Origin of the sequence: Streptomyces sp. M41, from assembly GCF_043673425.1 — a bacterium.
GTDB lineage: Bacteria > Actinomycetota > Actinomycetes > Streptomycetales > Streptomycetaceae > Streptomyces.
Genome location: NZ_JBIMKE010000014.1, coordinates 20,041 through 42,280, shown reverse-complemented (window position 1 = coordinate 42,280; position 22,240 = coordinate 20,041). Strand labels below are relative to the sequence as shown.

At 70.8% G+C, this 22,240-nt stretch carries 21 protein-coding genes; 7 read left to right on the top strand and 14 right to left on the bottom strand.

Annotated elements, in window-relative coordinates:
• The first annotated feature begins 2 nt into the window (after positions 1 to 2).
• Entirely contained in the window at positions 3 to 734 is a 732-nt protein-coding gene (locus ACHBTE_RS18805) for an NDP-sugar synthase (protein WP_394725075.1), read from the top strand.
• Between the two features lie 169 nt (positions 735 to 903).
• Here the strand turns inward: ACHBTE_RS18805 and ACHBTE_RS18800 are convergent, their stop codons facing one another.
• From ACHBTE_RS18800 to ACHBTE_RS18775, 6 genes are all read right to left on the bottom strand, one after another.
• Positions 904 to 2,559 carry a DoxX family membrane protein gene (locus tag ACHBTE_RS18800; protein ID WP_394725219.1) on the bottom strand — a complete coding sequence of 552 codons (1,656 nt, stop codon included), beginning with the start codon at positions 2,557 to 2,559 and terminating at the stop codon, positions 904 to 906.
• Positions 2,560 to 2,693: 134 nt separating this feature from the next.
• Positions 2,694 to 3,635: a 23S rRNA (guanosine(2251)-2'-O)-methyltransferase RlmB gene (rlmB, locus tag ACHBTE_RS18795; RefSeq protein ID WP_394725074.1), complete on the bottom strand. Its 942-nt coding sequence runs from the start codon at positions 3,633 to 3,635 to the stop codon at positions 2,694 to 2,696.
• Between the two features lie 98 nt (positions 3,636 to 3,733).
• On the bottom strand, positions 3,734 to 5,131 hold the full coding sequence (cysS, locus tag ACHBTE_RS18790) for a cysteine--tRNA ligase (RefSeq protein WP_394725073.1): 1,398 nt from the start codon (positions 5,129 to 5,131) through the stop codon (positions 3,734 to 3,736).
• Between the two features lie 66 nt (positions 5,132 to 5,197).
• Positions 5,198 to 5,695, bottom strand: coding sequence for a 2-C-methyl-D-erythritol 2,4-cyclodiphosphate synthase (gene ispF / locus ACHBTE_RS18785; RefSeq protein WP_394725072.1), 498 nt, complete (start codon positions 5,693 to 5,695; stop codon positions 5,198 to 5,200).
• Positions 5,685 to 6,461, bottom strand: a complete 777-nt coding sequence (ispD, locus tag ACHBTE_RS18780; RefSeq protein ID WP_394725071.1) for a 2-C-methyl-D-erythritol 4-phosphate cytidylyltransferase — start codon at positions 6,459 to 6,461, stop codon at positions 5,685 to 5,687. The genes ispF and ispD overlap by 11 nt, the downstream gene beginning before the upstream one ends.
• A 307-nt stretch (positions 6,462 to 6,768) precedes the next feature.
• Complete coding sequence (locus ACHBTE_RS18775) at positions 6,769 to 7,251, bottom strand: CarD family transcriptional regulator (RefSeq protein ID WP_003953493.1); 483 nt, start codon at positions 7,249 to 7,251, stop codon at positions 6,769 to 6,771.
• Positions 7,252 to 7,877: 626 nt separating this feature from the next.
• Between ACHBTE_RS18775 and ACHBTE_RS18770 the strand changes: the two genes are divergently transcribed.
• A complete protein-coding gene (locus tag ACHBTE_RS18770; protein ID WP_394725070.1) occupies positions 7,878 to 8,579 on the top strand; it encodes a DUF461 domain-containing protein in 702 nt (233 codons plus the stop codon).
• A gap of 105 nt (positions 8,580 to 8,684) precedes the next feature.
• On the opposite strand, the gene ACHBTE_RS18765 is transcribed toward ACHBTE_RS18770, so the two are convergent.
• Together ACHBTE_RS18765 and ACHBTE_RS18760 are read right to left on the bottom strand one after the other, a co-directional pair.
• Positions 8,685 to 9,365 (bottom strand): response regulator transcription factor, encoded by a 681-nt coding sequence (locus ACHBTE_RS18765; RefSeq protein ID WP_015659563.1) that lies wholly within the window; start codon positions 9,363 to 9,365, stop codon positions 8,685 to 8,687.
• Entirely contained in the window at positions 9,362 to 10,651 is a 1,290-nt protein-coding gene (locus ACHBTE_RS18760) for a sensor histidine kinase (RefSeq protein WP_394725069.1), read from the bottom strand. The genes ACHBTE_RS18765 and ACHBTE_RS18760 overlap by 4 nt, the downstream gene beginning before the upstream one ends.
• Before the next feature lie 447 nt (positions 10,652 to 11,098).
• Between ACHBTE_RS18760 and phoU the strand changes: the two genes are divergently transcribed.
• The 3 genes from phoU (at position 11,099) to ACHBTE_RS18745 (ending at position 12,849) form a co-directional block, all read left to right on the top strand.
• Positions 11,099 to 11,800, top strand: a complete 702-nt coding sequence (gene phoU, locus ACHBTE_RS18755; protein WP_394725068.1) for a phosphate signaling complex protein PhoU — start codon at positions 11,099 to 11,101, stop codon at positions 11,798 to 11,800.
• A gap of 503 nt (positions 11,801 to 12,303) precedes the next feature.
• Positions 12,304 to 12,552 carry an SCO4226 family nickel-binding protein gene (locus tag ACHBTE_RS18750; RefSeq protein WP_394725067.1) on the top strand — a complete coding sequence of 83 codons (249 nt, stop codon included), beginning with the start codon at positions 12,304 to 12,306 and terminating at the stop codon, positions 12,550 to 12,552.
• A gap of 45 nt (positions 12,553 to 12,597) precedes the next feature.
• Positions 12,598 to 12,849: an SCO4226 family nickel-binding protein gene (locus ACHBTE_RS18745; protein WP_394725065.1), complete on the top strand. Its 252-nt coding sequence runs from the start codon at positions 12,598 to 12,600 to the stop codon at positions 12,847 to 12,849.
• A 112-nt stretch (positions 12,850 to 12,961) separates the two neighbouring features.
• On the opposite strand, the gene ACHBTE_RS18740 is transcribed toward ACHBTE_RS18745, so the two are convergent.
• The 3 genes from ACHBTE_RS18740 to ACHBTE_RS18730 all read right to left on the bottom strand — a co-directional run bounded on the left by ACHBTE_RS18740 (position 12,962) and on the right by ACHBTE_RS18730 (position 17,384).
• Positions 12,962 to 15,679, bottom strand: a complete 2,718-nt coding sequence (locus tag ACHBTE_RS18740; RefSeq protein WP_394725064.1) for a SpoIIE family protein phosphatase — start codon at positions 15,677 to 15,679, stop codon at positions 12,962 to 12,964.
• A gap of 123 nt (positions 15,680 to 15,802) precedes the next feature.
• Positions 15,803 to 16,408, bottom strand: coding sequence for a dihydrofolate reductase family protein (locus ACHBTE_RS18735; protein WP_394725063.1), 606 nt, complete (start codon positions 16,406 to 16,408; stop codon positions 15,803 to 15,805).
• A 214-nt stretch (positions 16,409 to 16,622) separates the two neighbouring features.
• Positions 16,623 to 17,384, bottom strand: coding sequence for a phosphoglyceromutase (locus tag ACHBTE_RS18730; protein ID WP_359094813.1), 762 nt, complete (start codon positions 17,382 to 17,384; stop codon positions 16,623 to 16,625).
• A gap of 172 nt (positions 17,385 to 17,556) precedes the next feature.
• On the opposite strand from ACHBTE_RS18730, the gene ACHBTE_RS18725 reads away from it, so the two are divergent.
• Positions 17,557 to 18,813 (top strand): MDR family MFS transporter, encoded by a 1,257-nt coding sequence (locus ACHBTE_RS18725; RefSeq protein ID WP_394725061.1) that lies wholly within the window; start codon positions 17,557 to 17,559, stop codon positions 18,811 to 18,813.
• 82 nt (positions 18,814 to 18,895) lie between these two features.
• Here the strand turns inward: ACHBTE_RS18725 and ACHBTE_RS18720 are convergent, their stop codons facing one another.
• The gene (locus ACHBTE_RS18720; RefSeq protein WP_394725060.1) at positions 18,896 to 19,333 is read right to left on the bottom strand and encodes a DUF2000 family protein; all 438 of its coding nucleotides are present in this window, start codon (positions 19,331 to 19,333) and stop codon (positions 18,896 to 18,898) included.
• Between the two features lie 49 nt (positions 19,334 to 19,382).
• On the opposite strand from ACHBTE_RS18720, the gene ACHBTE_RS18715 reads away from it, so the two are divergent.
• Positions 19,383 to 20,189 carry an AraC family transcriptional regulator gene (locus ACHBTE_RS18715; protein WP_394725059.1) on the top strand — a complete coding sequence of 269 codons (807 nt, stop codon included), beginning with the start codon at positions 19,383 to 19,385 and terminating at the stop codon, positions 20,187 to 20,189.
• Positions 20,190 to 20,216: 27 nt separating this feature from the next.
• Here the strand turns inward: ACHBTE_RS18715 and ACHBTE_RS18710 are convergent, their stop codons facing one another.
• Positions 20,217 to 20,717, bottom strand: coding sequence for a YbjN domain-containing protein (locus ACHBTE_RS18710; protein ID WP_394725058.1), 501 nt, complete (start codon positions 20,715 to 20,717; stop codon positions 20,217 to 20,219).
• Positions 20,710 to 22,050 carry a D-inositol-3-phosphate glycosyltransferase gene (gene mshA / locus ACHBTE_RS18705; protein WP_394725057.1) on the bottom strand — a complete coding sequence of 447 codons (1,341 nt, stop codon included), beginning with the start codon at positions 22,048 to 22,050 and terminating at the stop codon, positions 20,710 to 20,712. The genes ACHBTE_RS18710 and mshA overlap by 8 nt, the downstream gene beginning before the upstream one ends.
• Positions 22,051 to 22,240 lie beyond the last annotated feature (190 nt).

The following is a 22,240-nucleotide window of genomic DNA, read 5'->3' as shown; positions in this document are numbered from 1 at the left end:
TCATGACTGATCCGAACGCCGCGTCCCGTCCCGTCCAAGCCGTCGTCCTGGCCGGTGGCCAAGGGTCCCGGCTGCGTCCCTACACCGACGACCGGCCCAAGCCGATGGTCGAGATCCCCGGCACGGGGACGCCGATCATCGGCCACCAGCTCACCTGGCTCGCCGAGGAAGGCGTGACCGACGTGGTGGTCAGCTGTGGCCATCTCGCCGAGGTCCTCCAGGAGTGGCTGAAGACGGCCGACCTGCCCGTGCGGGTCACGACCGTCGTCGAGACGGAGCCGCTCGGCCGGGGCGGCGGTCTGAAGTACGCGGCAGCGCATCTGCCGCACCCGGATCAGCCGTGGTACGCCACCAACGGCGACATCTGGACGCGCTTCTCGCTGCGCGACATGGCGGACTTCCACACCGAGCGCGACGCCGTCGCCACGCTCGCGCTCGCGCGCCCCCGGATCCCGTGGGGCGCAGTGAAGACCGACGGCTTCGGGCACATCACCGACTTCATCGAGTCCCCGCCGTCGACGTTCGAGATCAACGCGGGTGTCTACGTCTTCTCCCCTGCCTTCGCCGACCTGCTCCCCGAGCGCGGCGACCACGAGCGCACCACCTTCCCCCACCTCGCGCGTGAGCGCCGGCTGGCCGGCTTCCCGATCCCGCACGGGGCCTACTGGCGCGCCATCGACACGGCGAAGGACCTCACGGAGGCCGCGAAGGAACTGGCGGCACTGGGCCGCTGAGGCCGCCCTCAGGAGGCGCTGCTCACCGTTCGTGCCGTTCTTCGGAGGGCGGGCGGGCCGCGCACAAACCGCATGGCGAAGGGCCCTGGACGACATCGCGTCCAGGGCCCTTCGTCGTGCGGATATCAGCCGGTGGAGGGCCCGCCGAGCAGCCCGCCCACCGGCCCGCCTACCCCAACAGGCCACCCACCAGGCCCGTGTCGCCGGATCCGGAGCCGCCGCTGCCGGACCCTCCGGTCGAGCCACCGCCGGACGACGGCCCCCCGGAGGTGGGACCGGTGCTGGTGCTCGGCGCCTCGTCGGCCGGGGCCGACTGCTGGGGCGGAGCCTGTCCCCCGGTGCCCTGCGTCTGGCTGGGCATACCGGCGCCGGTGCTGCCGGTGTCGCTGGTGGCGCCCGGCGTGGTCGCGGCACCCGACGGGGTGGCCGCGCCCGAGGTGGCGCCCTGGGTGGGCGAGTTGGAGGCCGACGGCGTCCGCTCGCGCTGCTCGGGCTCCTGCGGGAGCGGCGAGCCCGGCAGTTCGTTGCGGGGAGCCTCGCCGGGCCCGGGGACGACCACGCGGTCGGCGTCGCGGACGGCACCGCCGAGCAGGGAGCCGACCAGCAGGGTCAGCCCGGTGACGATCACCGTGATCAGGGCGCCGCGGCGCAGTACGTACTGACGCAGCTCCCAGATGTCGGAGCGGGGCCCGAGCCGCCGCCAGGCCATGCCGGCGAGCCGCCCGTCGATGGAGTAGACGGGGGCACCGGCGATGATCAGCGGGGACCAGGCGGCGAGGAAGATGATGTCGGGGGCGTCGTAGACCGGGACGCTCTTCCAGCTCACCGTGACCAGGAGCGCGCCGGACAGCAGCGCGCCGACGACCGCGGCGACCCGCTGCCAGCAGCCGAGGACCGTGAGGACGCCCACGATGACCTGGAAGAAGGCGATGACGAGACCGGAGCCGACGGGGTGCGCCAGGGCGAACTGGCGCAGCGGCTCGGCGACTTCCCACGGGTGCAGGGTGTTGAGCCACTTGACCATCGAGCCGCGCTGGCCGCCGTCGAAGTAGACGGGGTCGCACAGCTTGCCCATGCCGGCGTAGATGGAGATGAAGCCGAGGAAGACGCGCAGCGGGAGCAGGACGACGCCGAGGTTCATACGGCGGCCGGGGTAGTACGCGTGCCGCGCGGGGTCGTCGCCGTGCCGCTTGAACTGCGGGTCCGACTCGTCCGCGCCGTCGGCGGCGTCGTCCTCGAACTCCTCCTCCCCGTAGCGGACTTCCTCGTCGTACGCGCTCTGTACCGTGCGCATGTTGGGCAGGAGGCGGGTCTCGACCGATTCGTGGGTGCGCTGGGCGCCGACGATCGGTGTCTCGACGGTCTGCGACAACTCGTCGTCGTAGCCGATGTCATAGCCCCCGTCGTAGCCGTCGACGTCGACGCGAGGGATGACCTGGGTGCCCCCGCCGAGGGGAGCCGGTTCGTCGCCGTGGCGGACGCTGCCGTCCCGCACGGCCTGGAGCAAGCGGTGGGCGCCCGTGTCGTCCGGCGCGGAGGTGCCGTTCCAGACGGAGACCCGGCGGCGGGCGCCGGTCGCAGCGCCCGCTCTGCCGGCCGCGTTGACGACGGGGATGCGGGCGGTGTCCTCGGTGGCGCTCAAGTGCCGTGCGATCCGCGGGGATTTGGTGCGCCCGGTCGACGCGCCCAGCAACACGCGGAAGCTCGCGTGATTGACGATGATCTGCGCCGGATCGCTCGGCACCTTCACCATGCTCAGCGCGGGAGCGTCGTCGTATCCCGACGAGCGGTCCCCCGTGGGTGTGCGGGGTGTTCTGGTGTCCACACTCAACTAACCGAGTGACGTGACGTTAGGACACTGCCTTGACCGGCCGGATCTGTCCGGACTCCGTCAAAGATGCGCAGGTCGCACCACTGCCACCAGAATTACCCCGTACGGGTGACGCGACGGACGGGTGTTCAGCCGCGTCGGCGAGCCGCCTCGTACAGCACGATTCCCGCCGCCACACCGGCGTTGAGCGACTCGGCACCGCCTGGCATCGGGATGCGGACGCGGAAGTCGCACGTCTCGCCGACGAGCCGCGACAGGCCCTTGCCCTCGCTGCCCACGACGATGACGACCGGGCCCTCGAGGGCTTCCAGCTCGCCGAGTTCGGCCTCGCCGTCGGCGGCGAGACCGACGACCGCGATACCGGCCTTCTTGTACGCCTCCAGGGCACGCGTGAGGTTGGTGGCGCGGGCGACCGGAGTGCGGGCCGCCGTGCCGGCGGACGTCTTCCAGGCACCGGCCGTCATACCGGCCGCGCGGCGCTCCGGTACGACGACTCCGTGGCCGCCGAAGGCGGAGACCGAGCGGACGACGGCACCGAGGTTGCGCGGGTCGGTCACCCCGTCCAGGGCGACGATCAGCGGGTCCTCGCCGTCGTCGTAGGCGGCGGAGGCCAGGTCCTCGGGGTGGGCGTACTCGTAGGGCGGGACCTGGAGGACCAGGCCCTGGTGGTTGAGGCCGTTCGTCATGCGGTCCAGCTCGGGGCGCGGGGCCTCCATGAGGTTGATGCCGCCGCGCTCGGCGGCGAGCTGGAGGGCCTCGCGGACGCGCTCGTCGTTGTCGATGAACTGCTGGACGTAGAGCGTGGAGGCCGGGACGCCCTCGCGCAGCGCCTCGACGACCGGGTTGCGGCCGACGACCAGTTCGGACGACGACCTGCCGCCGCGGCCACGCGGCGCGGGACGGCGCACGGCCTGCTTCGCCTTGGCGTTGGCCAGGCGGTTCTTCTTGTGCCCCTTGCGCATCTCGGCGGGCGGCGTCGGGCCCTTGCCCTCCAGGCCCTTGCGTCGCTGGCCGCCACTGCCGACCTGCGCGCCCTTCTTGCCGGACATGCGGCGGTTGTTCGCGGCCATGACCTACCTGTCTGTTCGTGAGCGTTCGAATGTACGTCTATGCAGTGTGCCGCCCGGAGGCCCGGGCGGCACAATCGATCTTCCGCGGGACGGTCCGGTCAGCGCGGGCCGAGGGTCCAGCGCGGGCCCTGCGGGCCGTCCTCGATGACGAGACCCGACTGGTTGAGCTGGTCGCGGATGGCGTCCGCGGTGGCCCAGTCCTTGCGGGAGCGGGCCGCCTCGCGCTGGTCGAGGACCATGCGGACCAGGGTGTCGACCACGCCGTGCAGGTCATCGCCGCGGTCGGTCTCGCCGGCCCAGTGCGGGTCGAGCGGGTCCAGGCCCAGCACGCCGAGCATGGCGCGCACCTCGGCGAGGCGGGCCACGGCGGCTTCCTTGTCGTCGGCGGCCAGCGCGCTGTTGCCCTGCCGGACGGTGGTGTGCACGACGGCGAGCGCCTGCGGGACGCCCAGGTCGTCGTCCATCGCCTCGGCGAAGGCGAGCGGCACCTCGGGGGCGGGCTCGACCACGCCCGCCTTCTCCACGACGCGCTGCACGAAGCCCTCGATCCGCGCGAACGCCGACTCGGCCTCGCGCAGGGCCTCCTCGCTGTACTCGATCGTGGAGCGGTAGTGCGGGGTGCCCAGGTAGTAGCGCAGGACGATCGGGCGCCACTGCTTGACCATCTCGGAGACGAGCACGCTGTTGCCGAGCGACTTCGACATCTTCTCGCCGCTCATGGTGACCCAGGCGTTGTGCACCCAGTACCGGGCGAACTCGTCGCCGTAGGCCTTGGCCTGGGCGATCTCGTTCTCGTGGTGCGGGAAGATCAGGTCGAGTCCGCCGCCGTGGATGTCGAAGGCGGAGCCCAGGTACTTGTGGGCCATCGCCGAGCATTCCAGGTGCCAGCCCGGGCGGCCCCGGCCCCACGGCGTCTCCCAGTCGGGCTCGCCGGGCTTGGCGGCCTTCCACATCGCGAAGTCGCGCGGGTCCCGCTTGCCGGAGATGCCCTCCTCGGCGGGCTGCCGCATCTCGTCGAGGTCCTGCCGGGACAGCTCCAGGTAGGAGGGCCAGGAGCGGACGTCGAAGTAGACGCTGCCGTCCGCCTCGTAGGCGTGTCCGCGCTCGATGAGGCCGCGCATCATCTCGACCATCTCGGTGACATGACCGGTGGCGCGGGGCTCGTAGGTCGGCGGGAGGCAGCCGAGGGCGGTGTAACCGTCGGTGAAGGCGCGCTCGTTCTCGTAGCCGATGGACCACCAGGGGCGGTCCTGGTCGGCGGACTTGGTGATGATCTTGTCGTCGATGTCCGTGACGTTCCTGATGAACGTCACGTCATAGCCGCGGTACGTGAACCAGCGGCGCATGATGTCGAAGTTCAGGCCGGAACGGATGTGCCCGATGTGCGGTGCGGCCTGCACGGTGGCGCCACAGAGGTAGATCGAGACACAGCCCGGCTGGAGCGGGGTGAAGTCACGGATCTGCCGGGCGCTGGTGTCGTACAGGCGAATAGTCACGGCACCTAGGGTAGTGGGCCGACGGGGGTGCGTGGAGCAGTGCCTCGGCCCCCGGGCCCGGACCTCTCAGCCTTCTCGCACCACCAGCGCCGTCGCCACCGCCATCAGGCCCTCGTCCCGGCCCGGGAAGCCCAGGCCGTCCGTCGTCGCGCCCGACACGGACACCGGTGCGCCCGCCGCCTCCGAGAGGATCTTCTGGGCCTCGTCCCGCCGCTTGCCGATCTTGGGGCGGGGGCCGACGACCTGGACCGCGATGTTGCCGATACGGAAGCCCGCCTCGCGTACGATCCGGGCCGACTCGGTGAGGAGTGCGACGCCCGACGCGCCCGACCACTCGGGACGCCCGGTACCGAAGTGCTGCCCGAGGTCGCCGAGGCCGGCGGCCGAGAACAGGGCGTTGCACGCGGCGTGCGCGACGACGTCCGCGTCGGAGTGGCCGGCGAGTCCGGGGCCCTCGCCCTCCCACTTCAGGCCCGCGCACCACAGCTCGCGGCCCTCCTCGAAGGCATGGATGTCGGTGCCGATGCCGACCTGGGGCAGCGGCACGGCCGCGTCAGAAGCCATCGTTCAGCCTCCGGCGTGCCAGGACCGCCTCCGCCAGGACCAGGTCCAGCGGGCGGGTGACCTTGAAGGCCTCCTCATGGCCGGGGACGACCACGACGGTCTGCCCGAGCTGCTCGACCATGCCGGCGTCGTCGGTGACGGCGCCGTTCACCGCCTCGTGCGCGCGGATCAGCGTGTCCCGGTCGAAGCCCTGCGGAGTCTGTACGGCACGCAGGCGGGCGCGCGGCGGGGTGGCCACCACCGGTTCGGGCTCGCCCTCGGCGGCGGCCGGCTCGACCTCCTTGACGGTGTCCGCGAGCGGCAGGGCGGGCACCACGGCAGACGCCCCGTCCCGTACCGCCTCGATCACCGCGTCCACCGTGTCCACCGGGACCAGCGGGCGGGCCGCGTCGTGCACCAGCACGATGTCGTAGTCCGACGGCAGCGCGTCCAGGCCCAGCTTCACCGACTCCTGGCGGGACTCCCCGCCGGGGACGACCAGGAAGTCGGTGCGCTCGGGGAGGGCGTGGGCGTCGAGCAGCGACTTGACCTCGGCGGCGCCGTCGGGCGGGGCCACGACGACCACGAGGGAGACGGCGCGCGAGGCGGCCATCGCGCGCACGGCGTGGATGAGCATGGGCGTGCCGTTCAGCGCGCGGAGTGCTTTGGGGGCGCCCGGACCGAGCCGCACACCGCGGCCGGCGGCCGGGATCACAACGGCCGTACGGGTCCTGGCGGGGGCCGTACTACGGGCTTCCGAGGGCGAAGGACGCGAAACGTCAGACATCGGTTCCTGTCAGGTTTGTGTGCTCGGCCTACGTGGGTATGGCCCTGGGGGTACCCCCTGCTCCTGGAGCCGGGGGAAGTGCCGGGTGGGACGTCTTGACCGGACCCTTCCGTGACAGCGGTCGAGCAGCTGCCCGGCCCGGCACACCAAGTATCGGGGAGCACCCCCGGGGTAGGACGGACGGCGCCTGTGAGCGGACATGCCGCAGCGCCCGGCGACAGCATCTACGTCATCGGGCACCGCGGCACTTTTATGAATCACACAGCGCTGTGCTGAACTGAGGCGGGTGGACCGCGTCAGAAGCGCGTCAGGACGCGAGGACCTCGTCGAGCAGGGCCTCGGCCTTGTCCTCGTTGGTGTTCTCCGCGAGGGCGAGCTCGCTCACCAGAATCTGGCGGGCCTTGGCGAGCATGCGCTTCTCACCGGCGGAGAGTCCGCGCTCGCGCTCACGACGCCACAGATCGCGCACGACTTCCGCGACCTTGATGACATCGCCGGAGGCGAGCTTCTCCAGATTTGCCTTGTAACGACGCGACCAGTTCGTGGGCTCCTCGGCGTACGGCGCGCGCAGCACCTCGAAGACCCGGTCCAGCCCGTCCTGACCGACCACATCACGCACGCCGACGAACTCCGCATTGTCCGCTGGCACACGTACCGTCAGGTCACCCTGGGCGACCTTCAGCACCAAGTAGGTCTTGTCCACGCCTTTGATCTGGCGAGTTTCGATGGCCTCGATCAGCGCGGCCCCGTGATGGGGATAGACCACGGTGTCGCCAACCTTGAACGTCATGTGACAGGTACCCCTTCCGTGGCTATCCAGGGTAACACGGAAACTGCGGGTTCTGAATGGCGTTTTCGCAGGTCAGGGCATATCTCGGGGCTTGACAAGTCCGACAGGAACGTGCTTCGCGGCCGGAGCGGAAGAATGTATTCGCAGGTCGGAGGCGCTCTGCGGGCGAGGTGAAACGCGTACGTTACACACATCCGGAGGCGCCTCCAAGTGGCCGAACGTCCACATATGTCCGGTTCCGAGTGTGCGACTTCCGCTACTCCGTTCGGCGTCCGGAGTCGGGTACCGGACGATTCCGGAATTGATCACGACCAGGTCCGCGGCACACTCGGTGATCAATTCCGGGGCGGTCGCGTATTCCTTCACGGAAATTTCGCGCGCGGAGTTGCGAGGGGCTTATGTGAATGACGGACGAAGGCCGCGGCCAATGTGACGGGCGGCTCACTTCCGGGTGTCGGGACGGCTGCCGCAACAGGTACGAAGAGGTTCTTCCTCGGTACTTCGGCCGCTCAGGGGAGGGTCGGGTGCGCTCGCGCGAGAACGGCTCGGTAACCTAAGGCCGCTGACAGACACTTAGGGCGGCTTTACGCAGCCCGCCCCGTTCGAGTCAAGGAGTTGCCGCCGCCGTGAGCAGCAGCCTTCGACGCGGCGCACTCGCCGCCGCCGCCATCGCGTTCTCGATCGCCTCGCTCGCCGCGTGCGGTGCCGGCAACAACGCCCAGACACTTCAGGTCAAGCCGGACAACGCGGCCACCTCGGTCGGCGACATCAAGATCCAGAACGCCATCGTCATCACCCAGCCCGACCTGGAGTCGACGGGCCCGGCCGCGATCTCCGCGACCCTGTTCAACTCCGGCAGCACCGCCCAGACGCTGGACGCGATCAAGGTGGACGGCACCGACAAGAGCGCCCAGCTCAAGCCCGCCAAGGGCGGCAGCCTGACCATCCCGGCCGGTGGCTCGCTGATCCTCGGCGGCAAGGACAACGCCTCCGCCGTGCTGCCCAGCAGCCGTGAGGCCGTCCAGGACGGCAACGCCCAGAAGGTCACCTTCACCTTCAGCAAGACCGGTGACGTGAGCCTGCGCGCGTTCGTGGTCCCCGCCGAGCACTACTTCGAGAGCTGGGGCCCGAGCCAGGTCCCGGCGGCGCCGGGCACCTCGGCCTCCCCGAGCGGCACGCCGGCCGGCGGCGCCACGCCGAGCGCCGGGACCTCCCCGAGCGGGACGGCCACTCAGACCGGCGGGGCCGGTGCCGGAGCCGGGCACGACGCCGGCACGGGCACGGCGTCCCCGTCCGACAGCGCCTCGCAGACGACGGCCGGTCACTGAGTCGTCGTACGGCGCTGGGTCGTCGTACGGCGCCCGCACAGCCGTGAAGAAGGGCGGGACCCCCCGAAAGGGAGGTCCCGCCCTTCTGTCTGTCTTTCGTCTGGTCTACGGCTCGAACTTGTAGCCCAGGCCACGCACCGTCACCAGGTACCGGGGCGCGCCCGGGTCCGGCTCGATCTTGGCGCGCAGGCGCTTGACGTGGACGTCGAGGGTCTTGGTGTCGCCGACGTAGTCGGCGCCCCAGACCCGGTCGATGAGCTGCATGCGGGTCAGGACGCGGCCGGCGTTGCGCAGCAGCATCTCCAGCAGGTCGAACTCCTTGAGCGGGAGGTCGACCTTGGAGCCGGAGACCGTGACCACGTGGCGGTCGACGTCCATCCGGACCGGGCCCGCCTCCAGGGCGGCCGGGGTCACCTCCTCCGGCTCGCCGCGGCGACGCAGGACGGCCCGGATACGGGCGACCAGCTCGCGCGAGGAGAACGGCTTGGTGACGTAGTCGTCGGCTCCTATTTCCAGGCCGACCACCTTGTCGATCTCGCTGTCCTTGGCGGTGACCATGATCACCGGGACGTTGGAGCGGCCACGCAGCTGACGGCACACCTCGGTGCCGGGCAGACCCGGCAGCATCAGGTCGAGGAGGACGAGGTCGGCGCCGTTGCGCTCGAACTCGTCGAGTCCGTCGGGCCCGGTGGTCGCGACGGCGACCTCGAAGCCCTCCTTGCGGAGCATGTACGACAGGGCGTCGGAGAAGGACTCCTCGTCCTCGACGACGAGCACTCGGGTCACGGAAGGACCTCCGGGGCGGAAAGCGTTTCGTACGCGGTGGTGTCGGGGGGTGAGTCGGGGGACGGGCGGGAATGGGAACCGGCGGGCTGTCCGGCCTCGTCGTCGAGGTCGGGGTGCTGCTGAGCGCGGTCGCGGGCGGCACCGGCCTCCGGCAGCCGCAGGGTGAAGGTGGAGCCCTGTCCCTCGGAGCTCCACACCGTGACCTCCCCGCCGTGCGAGGCGGCCACGTGTTTGACGATCGCGAGACCGAGGCCGGTGCCACCGGTGGCACGGGAACGGGCCGGGTCGACGCGGTAGAAGCGCTCGAAGATGCGCTCCTTGTCCTTGTCCGAGATGCCGATGCCCTGGTCGGTCACGGCGATCTCGATGTGCTCCCCGCCCGGGGCGGTGACCCGGCGGGCGGCGATGCCGACGCGGGTGCGGGCGGGTGAGTAGTTGACGGCGTTCTCGACCAGGTTGCCGAGGGCGGCGGCGAGCTGGCCGCGGTTGCCCCAGATGCTGAGGTCGGCGGTGCCTCCGGCGGCCATGGTGATCTGCTTGGCCCCGGCGGCGTGCCGGCAGCGGTCCATGGCCTCGGCGACGAGCTCGTCCACGCGGACCGGCTCGGCGTCCTCCAGGGGGTCGTCGTTCTGCACCCGGGACAGGTCGATGAGCTCCTGCACCAGGTTGGTCAGCCGGGTCGCCTCGATCTGCATGCGCCCGGCGAAGCGCTGTACGGCCTCGGGGTCGTCGGAGGCGTCCATGACGGCCTCGGACAGCAGGGAGAGTGCGCCGACCGGCGTCTTCAGCTCATGGCTCACGTTGGCGACGAAGTCGCGCCGTACCGCCTCTATGCGCCGGGCCTCGGTGAGGTCCTCGACGAGGAGGAGGACCAGACGGGAGCCGAGGGGCGCGACACGCGCGGACACGGCGAGGGCCTCGCCGCGTCCGGTGCCACGCCTGGGCAGATCCAGCTCGACCTGCCGTATCTCACCGTCGCGTCTGGTGTCCCGGGCCATCTGGAGCATGGGCTCCACGGAGAGCTTGCCGCCGCGCACCAGACCGAGGGCGTACGCCGCCGAGCTGGCCTTGACGACCGCGTCCGCCTCGTCGAGGACGACGGCGGAGGAGCGCAGCACCGACAGGACCGTGTCCACGCCGGGTGGCAGGACCGGGTCGGTGTGCAGGGAGGTCCGGGTGGGGCGCTTCAGGTCGCGTTCGCTCCAGCGGAACGCCAGCATGGCGATGACGCCGGTGAGTACCCCGGCGATCGCTGCCGCTGCGGCGACCGCCGCGTTCACGTCCATGCGTCCAGGTTAGGCATGGCGCAGGCGGTGGCCACAGCCGTCGGAGTGCGAGCTCGAACACTCGTCGCCCAGAGTTCACCTTGGAGCCAGTGGTGGTTCATTTGGGGTGGCGGAAACAGACGCGTACGGGCCGGATCGTGGGAGCGTCGGGTTCGCCCCGGCCGTTTAGCGTGGAGATCACACTGACGATTTCACGACAGTCCGACTGACGTTTTGGCGACAGTCTTACTGTCGAAGTCACGACGGTAAGACTGTCGGTTAGACGGTTTGACCGGTTTGACGACAAGACTGACGGCCGGATCGAACGGACCGGGCCGATCGGCCGCGCGGATCGACCGGACCGGAACGGCGGCGCGGACCTGACCGGAACGGCGAGCGGACCGGACGTTCGACGACGGTCTTCGGCCCCCGGAACCACCGAGGCAGACGTAAGAGAGGGACTCCCTGATGCGGGACGCGTACCACGAGGAACTGGACTCGATCAGCGACAGTCTGGTGGAGATGGCCCGGCTGGTCGGGTCGGCGATCGGGCGCGCCACGGCGGCGATCCTCGACACCGACCTGAAGCTGGCCGAGAGCGTGATCGAGGCCGACCAGAAGGTCGACGATCTTCAGCACGACCTGGAGGCACGAGCCATAGCGCTGCTCGCCCGCCAGCAGCCGGTGGCGACGGACCTGCGTATCGTCGTGACCTCGCTGCGCATGTCAGCGGACCTGGAGCGCTCCGGGGACCTGGCCCAGCACGTGGCCAAACTGACGCGGCTGCGGTACCCGGAGCGGGCGATCCCGCAGGACCTGCACGCGACGATCCTCGAGATGGGCCAGCTCGCCCAGCGCCTTATGGCGAAGGCGGCCGAGGTGATCGTCACCAAGGACGTCGACCTCGCGCTCCAGCTGGAGCAGGACGACGACGCGATGGACCTGCTGCACCGCACGCTCTTCCAGCATCTGATGGACGAGCGCTGGAAGCACGGCATCGAGACGGCCGTGGACGTGACGCTGCTCGGCCGCTACTACGAGCGGTACGCCGACCATGCGGTCGCCGTGGCCAAGCGGGTCGTGTACCTGGTGACGGGCGAGCACGCGGACGAGCTCCAGGCGGACATCCAGCCGGAGATCCAGCCGGTCACGGGAGCCGAAGGGGCGTGAGTCTCCTGGGCGCTGGACCGCCGGGGGGCGGTTCCAGCTGCCCGGGCGCGGGCTTGCCGGGGCCTGTTCGGGGCGTGCGCGAGCCTCCGTGCGCCGTTGATGCGCCCAGCGGGGCGGGCATGGAATGGGGACAGGCATCAGCCCTAGGAGGGACCATGGCCGAATCCCCCAGCAGCGCCGGCGCGACACCGGACCCCACACAGGAACGCCCGACCGAGCAGCCCGCCGACATCAGGAGCCTCCCGCTCGTCGCCGCGTGCGGCTGCGGCTCGGGCTGTGGATGCGGGTGCCAGTCGGGGAACCCCTGCCAGTGCGGGTGATCTTGTACGACGCCGTATGTCCCGTACGGCGATGAGGGGCCCTGGCGCGCGTGACGTGCCGGGGCCCTTCGCCATGCTCGCCTCATGCTGGCCTCGCTCGCGGCGTCGCAGAGGCGCAGCATGGAAGAGTAAGAGCGTGAGCGACCAGGTGAGCGCTCCCGGACGAAGCGGGAGGTGCGGAACATGGCTCAGTTCATGGACGTACACCACGGGATGAAGGGCATCACGCCCGACCAGCTGCGTGCGGCGCACAACGCGGACCTCGCCATCGAAGGGGAAGAGCGCGTCCACTTCCAGCGGGCCTGGGCGGACCCCGAGTCCGGAGTCGTCTATTGCCTCTCCGAGGCACCCTCGGCCGAAGCGGTCCAGCGCATTCACGAGCGCGCCGGACACAAGGCCGACGAAGTCCATCCGGTACCGCTCTCGATCTGATGACTCCGGCCGCGACGGAGAGCGGCCGAGAGGAAGGCGCGAACCATGACACGATTCATGGACGTTCACCACGGAATGCACGGCATCACGGCCGAGCAGCTGCAACAGGCCCACGACGCCACCGCCGTGGTCGAGCAGGAAGAAGGAGTGCACTTCGAACACGCCTGGGCGGACCCGGAGTCCGGCACGGTCTACTGCCTCAGCGAGGGCCCCTCGCCCGAGGCGGTCGAGCGCGCCCATGAACGCGGGGGCGGCCAGGCACCCGACGAGATCCACGCGGTGCCGCTCGCGGTCTGACGACACGGGCGGCGCAGTGCCCCGGCAGGAGCGCCGAGCAGCGGTCGGCGCTCTCCGTCGGTGGATCCGGCCGTCGGCGGCCTGCCCCTGTTCGCGTTTCGTCGAGCGGCGCTCAGGTCGACGGCGGGGCGGAGGTGCCGGGAGGCGGGTCCGTCGGTTCCGGCAGTGTCTGTTCGGCCCAGATCACCTTGCCCTGGGGGCTGTACCGGGTGCCCCAGCGCTCGGTCATCTGAGAGACCAGGAACAGGCCACGGCCTCCCTCGTCGGTCGTCGCGGCGTACCGCAGGTGCGGTGAGGTGCTGCTGCCGTCGGCCACCTCGCAGATCAGCGCGCGATCGCGGATCAGCCGTACGGTGATCTGCCCGCAGCCGTAGCGGATGGCGTTGGTGACCAGCTCGCTCAGCACGAGTTCGGTGGCGAAGCCGAGCTCGGCCAGGTCCCATTCCTCCAGCTTGCCCGACACGGCCTCGCGCACCCGGGACACGGCCGCCGGATCGCGCGGCACGTCCCAGCTGGCGACCCGGTCGGGAGGCAGCGCCCGGGTGCCCGCGATGAGCAGGGCGACATCGTCCCTCGGCCCTTCGGGAAGCAGTTCGTCCACCACCGCACGGCAGCTCTCCTCCGGTGAGCGCTCCGGGCTGTCGGCCAGTGCCCGGCGCAGCAGTTCCTGGCCCACGTCGAGGTCGCGGGTGCGGTCCTCGATGAGGCCGTCGGTGTACAGGACGAGCTGGGTGCCGTCGGCCAGGTCCAGTTCCGCCGTCTGGAACGGCATGCCGCCGAGGCCGAGCGGCGGTCCGCCCGGCAGGTCGGGGTAGGTGACCTGCCCGTCGGGGCTGACCAGCGCGGGCGCCGGGTGGCCGGCCCGGGCCATGGCGCAGCGGCGGGTCACCGGGTCGTAGATCGCGTACAGACAGGTGGCTCCCACGATCTCGGAGGCGTTCTCCGGGTCGGCCTCGTCCTGGTCGATGCGGCCGACGAGCTCGTCGAGGTGGCTGAGCAGTTCGTCGGGGGGCAGGTCGAGCGTGGAGAAGGTGTGCACCGCGGTCCGCAGCCGCCCCATCGTCGCGGCGGCGTGGAGACCGTGGCCGACGACATCGCCGACGACCAGCGCGACCCGGCTCCCCGGCAGCGGGATCACGTCGAACCAGTCTCCGCTCACACCGGACTGGGCGGGGATGTAGCGGTAGCCGACGTCGAGCGCGCTCTGCTCGGGCAGGGCCCGCGGCAGCAGGCTGCGCTGAAGGGTGACCGCCATGGCGTGCTCACGGGTGAAGCGGCGGGCGTTGTCGATGCTGACCGCGGCGCGGGCCACCAGTTCCTCAGCCAGCGACAGCTCCTCCTCGTCGAACGGGGCGTGCGGCTTGCTCCGCCAGAAGTTGACCATGCCCAGCACGGTGCCCCGGGCCTGGATGGGGGCGGCGATGAGGGACTGGATGCCGTAGTCGACGATCTGCCGGGCGCGGTCCGGGTCCTGGGCCTGCCAGCCGGCCGCGGTCGACAGGTCGGGCACCAGCTCGGAGCGGCCGGTGCCGTAACCGCGCGCCTGGGGGGTGGAGGGCAGGAAGTCGATCAGCCGGCCCTGCTCGTAGAGCGGGTGGTCGTCACGGATGCCGTACACGGCGACCCTGCGCATGTCCGACGCCGTGGGCGCCGGTTCGTCGCCGTGCACCACGCCGTCGGCCAAATCCACGGTGACGAAGTCGGCGAAGCGCGGGACGGCGATCCGCGCCAGCTCGTCGGCCGTGCGGACCACGTCGAGGGTGGTGCCGACGCCCAGGCCCGCGTCGTACAGCAGCTTGAGCCGCTCGCGTGCGACCTCCGCCCTGCCGGACACCGCCCGCAGTTCGGTGGAGTCGCGGAGTGTCACCACCGTTCCCCTGGGGCCCCCGTGGCGGTCCGTGGGCCGCTGGTTGACCGCCAGCAGCCGTTCTCCGGCGAAGTGCACCTCGTCGGTGGCCTCCCGTCCGGACAGGAGCAGGTCGGCCGTCTGCGGGTCGAGACCGGACAACTCCCACACATGGCGTCCCTCGGACTCGGGGGACAGTTCCAGCAGCCGCCTGGCCTCGTCGTTGGCCAGCAGCAGCCGCCCGTCGGCGTCGACGATGAGGACGCCCTCGCGCACGGAGTGCAGTACGGCGTCGTGATGCTCGTACATGCGGGTCATCTCGTCGGGGGCCAGGCTGTGCGTCTGCCGGCGCAGCCTCCTGCTCACCAGCGCCGTCACACAGGTCGACAGCACCAGGGCGCCGACGCCGGCGGCGACGATGATCGGCAGCTGCCGCTGCACCTCGCTGGTCACGTTCTCGACCTTCAGACCGGCGGAGACCAGAGCGGCGACCCGGCCGTCGGCGTCATTGACCGGAACGGTCGCCTGGACCTCGTGCCCCAGCGGTCCATGGACGCTCTCGGTGTACACCTGGCCCGCCAGGGAGGGCTCGATCGTGCCCACGAACCGCTTTCCGATCCGATCCGGCATGGGGTGGGTGTAGCGGATGCCCTTGGTGTCCATGACGACGATGAAGTCGACGCCCGCGGAGGTGCGCCCCGCCTCGGTGAGCGGCTGAAGCACCTTCGAAGGGGCGGGCTCCCGCAGCGCATCCAGGACACCCGGGGAGTTCGCGAAGGTCTGGGCGACGGCTATGGAACGCCGCTTCGCCTCGCTCTGCGTGTCCCGGCTCGACTGGATGATCAGTGCGATCACGCCACAGATCACGAGCAGCACGATGAGTGCCACCTGGGGGACGAAGACCTGGCCGGCGACACTTCGGGGGCTCCTGCCGACCAGCGAGCGCGGGTTTATCCGCCTGAAACGTCCGGATCGGACCGACATGTCGACATTTGTAGCATCAGCGCCATCTGCTGGCTACGACCTGTCCACGCGCTGGACCACCCGACGCGACGGCCGACCGACGGCAAGCCCCCTGGGGCCGTCCGGACCGGCGCGCGGGGCGCGTCACGCAGGGACGGCCAGCGGCGGGTGCTCAAGCACGGTGGGCTTGTACTCGACCAGCTGGGTGCGGCCGTCGAAAGTGCGGTGCTCGATCATCTCGAGGGCGACGTCCGGGTAGCCGTCGTAGATGCGTTCCGCGCCCGTGGCCCCGGTGATCACCGGGAACATCACGACCCGGAAGCGGTCGACGAGACCGGCTCGCAGCAGGGACCGGCACAGGCTGAGACTGCCGATCGTGCTGAGGAGCCCGAAGCCGCTCGACTTCATGGCACGGACCGTCTCGACGGCGTCGTCGCGGACGAGCGTGCAGTTGGCCCATGTCAGCGGCTCTTCGAGGGAGGAGGAGAACACCACCTTGGACGCTTGCGTGAGTTCGTCGACGGACGCCTCTTCCTCGGGCCTGAACTCGTCCTGGCCACTCGGGACCTCGCCCGCGGCGAAGCCCGACATCACGCGGTAGGTGTTCGCTCCCATCAGGTAGGTGACCTCGGGCTGCTCACCGAGCCAGGCGAGGTACTCCGGGCCCTCGAGGCCCCAGAACCCGGGCCATCCCTCTCCCGATGCGTATCCGTCGAGGGAGGTGATGAAGTCGACGAGAAGCTCCGACATGGCGGTGTCCTTTCCGCTGGTCCGCTGGTCCTCTGGGTGTCATGAGTCCCATGCGTGTCATGAGCTTGGACCGGCCGGGGGCCACAAACTCATCGGCCGTGTGGGGCCATCCGCGGGCGGGGCTGGGTTCCAGAGAGGGTCCGGAGAGGTTCCAGAGCACGAAAACGCCTCCCACCCGCGCCGTATGCGCAGGTGGGAGGCATGATCACAAAGGTTACTTCTTCTTGCCCTGGTTCTTGACCGCCTCGATCGCCGCCGCCGCGGCCTCCGGGTCGAGGTACTTGCCGCCGGGGGTGACCGGCTTGAAGTCGGCGTCGAGCTCGTAGTACAGGGGGATGCCCGTCGGGATGTTCAGGCCCGCGATGTCGGCGTCGGAGATGCCGTCGAGGTGCTTGACCAGGGCGCGCAGCGAGTTGCCGTGGGCCGCGACCAGGACCGTGCGGCCGGTCAGGAGGTCGGGGACGATGCCGTCGTACCAGTACGGGAGCATGCGGACGACGACGTCCTTGAGGCACTCGGTGCGCGGGCGCAGCTCCGGCGGGATCGTCGCGTAGCGCGGGTCGTCCGACTGGGAGAACTCGGTGCCGTCCTCGAGCGGCGGCGGCGGGGTGTCGTAGGAGCGGCGCCACAGCATGAACTGCTCCTCGCCGAACTCGGCGAGGGTCTGGGCCTTGTCCTTGCCCTGGAGGGCGCCGTAGTGGCGCTCGTTCAGGCGCCATGAACGGTGGACGGGGATCCAGTGGCGGTCGGCCGACTCAAGCGCCAGCTGGGCCGTGCGGATCGCCCGCTTCTGGAGGGACGTGTGGACCACGTCGGGCAGGAGGTCGGCGTCCTTCAGGAGCTCACCGCCGCGGACTGCCTCCTTCTCGCCCTTCTCGTTCAGGTTGACGTCCACCCAGCCGGTGAACAGGTTCTTCGCGTTCCATTCACTCTCGCCGTGGCGGAGGAGGATCAGCTTGTACGGTGCGTCGGCCATGCGTCTGAGCGTAATCGAAGGCTTTGGCGGGGTGAGCCCCCCGTTCGAGGAGCGGACGGTTGACGGGATCTGTTAATCGAGTGGCCGGATCCGGCCGAGCGCTCGTAAGTTGCGTCTGGCTGTTTCGCTTCTTACAGCCGCGTCCGCTTCTTGCTTCCGTGGGGGATCCCGTATGTCCGTCGCCGCCCTGAGACGTGCCACCCGGGAAACCGTCTCCGGGCTCCCCCGTGAGTTCTGGTGGCTGTGGACCAGCACGCTGGTGAACCGGCTCGGCGCCTTCGTGGCCACCTTCATGGCCCTGTACCTCACCCTCGACCGCGGCTACTCCGCCTCCTACGCCGGTCTCGTCGCGGCGCTGCACGGACTCGGCGGCGTGATCTCCTCCGTCGGTGGCGGTGTCATGACCGACCGGCTCGGGCGCAGGCCCACCCTGCTGCTGGCCCAGGTCTCCACGGCCGTCTCCGTGGCCGTGCTCGGGTTCATGCACCACCCCGTCGCCATCGCCGCCGTCGCCTTTCTCGTCGGTGCGGCCTCCAACGCCTCCCGGCCCGCCGTGCAGGCGATGATGGCGGACATCGTCCGGCCCGAGGACCGGGTGCGCGCCTTCTCGCTCAACTACTGGGCGATCAACCTCGGCTTCGCCGTCTCCTCCATGGCCGCCGGGTTCATCGCGGAGGTCAGCTATCTCTCCGGGTTTCTGATCGAGGCCGGGATGACCATGGTGTGCGCGGTCGTCGTGTTCGCGAAGGTGCCCGAGTCACGGCCCGAGCGCACGGCGGCCGAGAAGGGCGCCGACCCGGTCGGGCTCGGGACCGTGCTGCGCGACCGGCGCTTCATGGGCGTCGTCGGGCTGTCCTTCCTCGTCGCCCTGGTCTTCCAGCAGGGCGCGGTGGGGCTGCCGGTGGCCATGGGTTCGGCCGGGTTCTCGCCGGCCGACTACGGCCTCGCGATCGCCGTCAACGGCGTCCTGATCGTCGCTCTCCAGATCCCGCTCACTCGGTTCATCGAGCGCCGTGACGCCGGTCGGATCCTCGTCCTGTCGTCCCTGCTCGCCGGGTACGGCTTCGCGCTCACCGCGTTCGCCGGATCGGTCGGCGCCGTCGCGCTGACGGTGTGCGTGTGGACGCTGGGCGAGATGCTGCACGCCCCCACCCAGACCGGCCTCGTCGTCCGCCTCTCCCCCGCCCGGGGACGCGGGCGCTACCAGGGCGTGTACACCCTGTCCTGGTCGGTGGCGGCCCTGGTCGCGCCCCTGATGTCCGGCTTCGTCATCGACCACTGGGGCGCCGGGTGGCTGTGGGGGATGTGCGCCCTCGTCGGGACGGCGGCGGCCCTCGGGTACGCGACGCTCATGCGGTGGATGCCGGCCGAGCAGCCCGTCCCGACCGTGACACCGGCCGACGCGAAACCCGAGGTCAGCGCGGCCTGAGGGGGCAGGGGGCGGAGGGGTAGAGGAGGCAGGGGGTGGAGGGGGCAGAGGGGCCAAGGGGGCCGCGGGCCACGGGCCGTGGTCACGGATGCATCCGCGCCCCCTTCAGCACCTTGTCCACCGCGTTCCTCGGCCCGTGGACCGCCAGGCCCACCAGGTCCAGGTCCGCCGTCCCCACGGCACGGACCGCGGCGCGGTTGTCGCGGTCGTTGCCCGTGGCGAACAGGTCGGAGGTGAACACCGCGCGGGGCAGGGCTCGGGAGAGGGCGCGGGTGTGGGCCGCCGTCAAGGTCTCCTTGCTGCCCTCGAAGACCAGCACCGGCTGCCGGAACATCGGCAGGTAGGCCACCGAGTCGGCGTCCTCGTACGGCTCCCCGACGACCTCGGGGACCTCGGTGCCGAGGCCGCTGACCAGGAAGGCGGTGACATTCAGCCGTTGCCAGGGCTCCAGGTCCGCGCGCAGCAGGACGGCGATCTTGGTGTCGAAACGAACAGGTGCGTCATCACTCGTGCCAGTCATACGACAAGGCTGACGGCGGCCGTACGGCGGCGTCTTGTACGTTCTTTGCATGGCCGCCGCCCGGAACCGCAGTGAAGTCTCCGCGTGGCGTCCCGACGTCCCGGGCGTCACCGAGGTGTTCCACGCCCATTTCACCGAGTACGCCTATCCGATGCATGTGCACGAGGCGTGGACGCTGCTCATCGTGGACGACGGGGCCGTACGGTACGACCTCGACCGGCACGAGCACGGCACCCCGCACGACACGGTGTCCCTGCTGCCGCCGCACGTCCCTCACAACGGCTCCCCCGCCACCCCGCACGGCTTCCGCAAGCGGGTGCTGTACCTGGACAGCAGCCGGCTCGGCGATGACCTGATCGGCCCGGCGGTCGACTCCCCCGACCTGCGGGACCCTGCACTGCGGTTGCGCGTCGGCCAGTTGCACACCGCCCTCGCCCACCCCGGTGACGAGTTGGAGGCGGACAGCAGGCTCACGCTCATCAGCGACCGGTTGCGGGCGTGCCTGCGCCCCCTGACCCGCACCGACGTTCCGCGCCGCGATCCCGTCCTCGCCCGTCGCCTGCGCGAACTGCTCGACGAGCGCGTCGTGACCGGCCTCGCCCTCGACGAGGCGACCGGGCTGCTGCACGCCCATCCCGCCCATCTCGTACGGTCGTTCAGCACCGCCTACGGCATCGCCCCGCACCAGTACCTGATGTCCCGCCGGGTCGAACGGGCCCGCCGGCTGCTTCTGGAGGGCCGCTCACCGGCCGAGGTGGCCACCGCGACCGGCTTCTACGACCAGTCCCATCTCACCCGGCACTTCCGGAAGCTGGTGGGGGTGCCGCCGGGGCGCTATCGCGCAAGGGCGCGCTGAGCGTCGTACAGATTGCGCGGGCGGGAATCAGTCGGTGGGGCGCTGGGTCAGATTGCTGAACGCGTCCAGGTTTCGCGTCGACTCGCCGCGGGCGACTCGCCACTCGTACTCCTTGCGGATCGCCGAGGCGAACCCCAGCTCCAGGAGGGTGTTGAACGCGCCGTCCGCCGCCTCCAGGACCTGGCCGAGGAGGCGGTCGATCTCGTCGGCGGTCACAGCGGCGAGCGGGAGCTTGGCGGTGACGTAGACGTCGCCGAGCCGGTCGACGGCGTAACTCACGCCGTACAGCTTGAGGTTGCGCTCCAGGAGCCAGCGGTGGACGCCGGGTTCGTTCTCGTCGGGGTGGCGGATGACGAAGGCGTTGAGCGAGAGGGAGTGACGGCCGACGAGCAGCGAGACCGTCGTCGACAGCTTGCGGGTGCCGGGGAGTTTGACGACGTAGTTGCCGGGGGCCGGGCTCTCCCAGTCGAGTTCGGCGTCCTTCAGGGCTCCCTCGACGACCTGTGCCGCCTTCTGTACGTCAGCCATGGTGGGAGCGTACGCGACGCCTGTGCGCCTGGGACGCGGCCGTGTAGACGTCCGCCGTGGCGGCGGCCGCGGTGTCCCAGCCGAAGGACTGGGCGTGCCGGGCCGCGGCCTCGCCCATCCGCGGGGACAGGTGCGGGTCGTCGGCGAAGGCGCGCAGCACGCGCGCGTAGTCGGCCGGGTTGTGGCCCTGGACGAGGAATCCGGTACGGCCGTCGCGGACCGCCACCGGGAGGCCGCCCACCGCTGCCGCGAGGACCGGTGTGCCGGCCGCCTGCGCCTCTATGGCGACCAGGCCGAAGGACTCGCTGTACGACGGCATGACCAGGACGGATGCCGCCCGGAACCAGTCCGCGAGCTGCTCCTGGCCGACCGGCGGGCGGAACCGTACGACATCCGCGATGCCCAGGCGTGCGGCCAGCTTCTGGAGGCCCTCGGGCTTGGCCATGCCGCTGCCGCTGGGGCCGCCGACGATCGGCACGAGGATGCGGGAGCGGAGGTGGGGGTGCTCGTCGAGCAGGACGGCCACGGCGCGCAGGAGGATGTCCGGGGCCTTCAGCGGCTGGATACGGCCCGCGAACACCGGGATCAGGGCGTCCTGGGGGAGGCCCAGGCGGGCTCGGGCCGCCGCCCTGCCGTCGGCGGGCGAGAAACGGGTGAGGTTCACGCCGGGGTGTACGACGGCGACCTTCTCGGGGTCGGCCGCGTAGTGGCCCACCAGGTCGTCGGCCTCTTCGGCCGTGTTGGCGATGAGGCGGTCCGCGGCCGAGACGATCTGGGTCTCGCCGATGACCCGGGCGGCGGGTTCGGGGGTGTCGCCGTCGGCCAGGTTGGCGTTCTTGACCTTGGCCATGGTGTGCATGGCGTGCACCAGGGGGGCGCCCCAGCGCTGGGCGGCCAGCCAGCCGACGTGGCCGGAGAGCCAGTAGTGGGAGTGGACCAGGTCGTAGTAACCCGGGCGGTGGCCGGCCCATGCCTGCATCACGCCGTGCGTGAAGGCGCAGAGCTGGGCGGGGAGGTCCTCCTTGTTGAGGCCCTCGTAGGGGCCGGCGTCGATGTGCCGGACGAGGACGCCGGGGGCCAGTTCCACGACGGGTGGGAGGTCGGTGGCGGTGGTGCGGGTGAAGATCTCGACCTCGATGTTGATCGCGGCGAGGCGCTGCGCCAGCTCGACGATGTAGACGTTCATGCCGCCGGCGTCGCCGGTGCCGGGCTGGTGGAGCGGGGAGGTGTGCACGGAGAGCATGGCTACGCGGCGGGGGCGGCGGTGCAGGCGCAGCCGGTGGGGGGCGGCGGCCTGGGAGCGGCGCCCGAGCCTGCTCACGTACTGGCTCACGTGGCGTTCCTCCTTGCTGCGGGCATGCCGGGCGGAGGGTGCCGGTGCGCCCTCCAAGGCGGTGCAACGCCGGAGGGAGGGGTTCCCATTCCGGGCGGGGTTGTTTTTGCCTAGGCATTACCGGGGGTCGCTCAACTGTTCGGGGCTGGGGGGCGTGGTGCCTGCCGGCGGCTGGGGGGGGGTGGGTCCT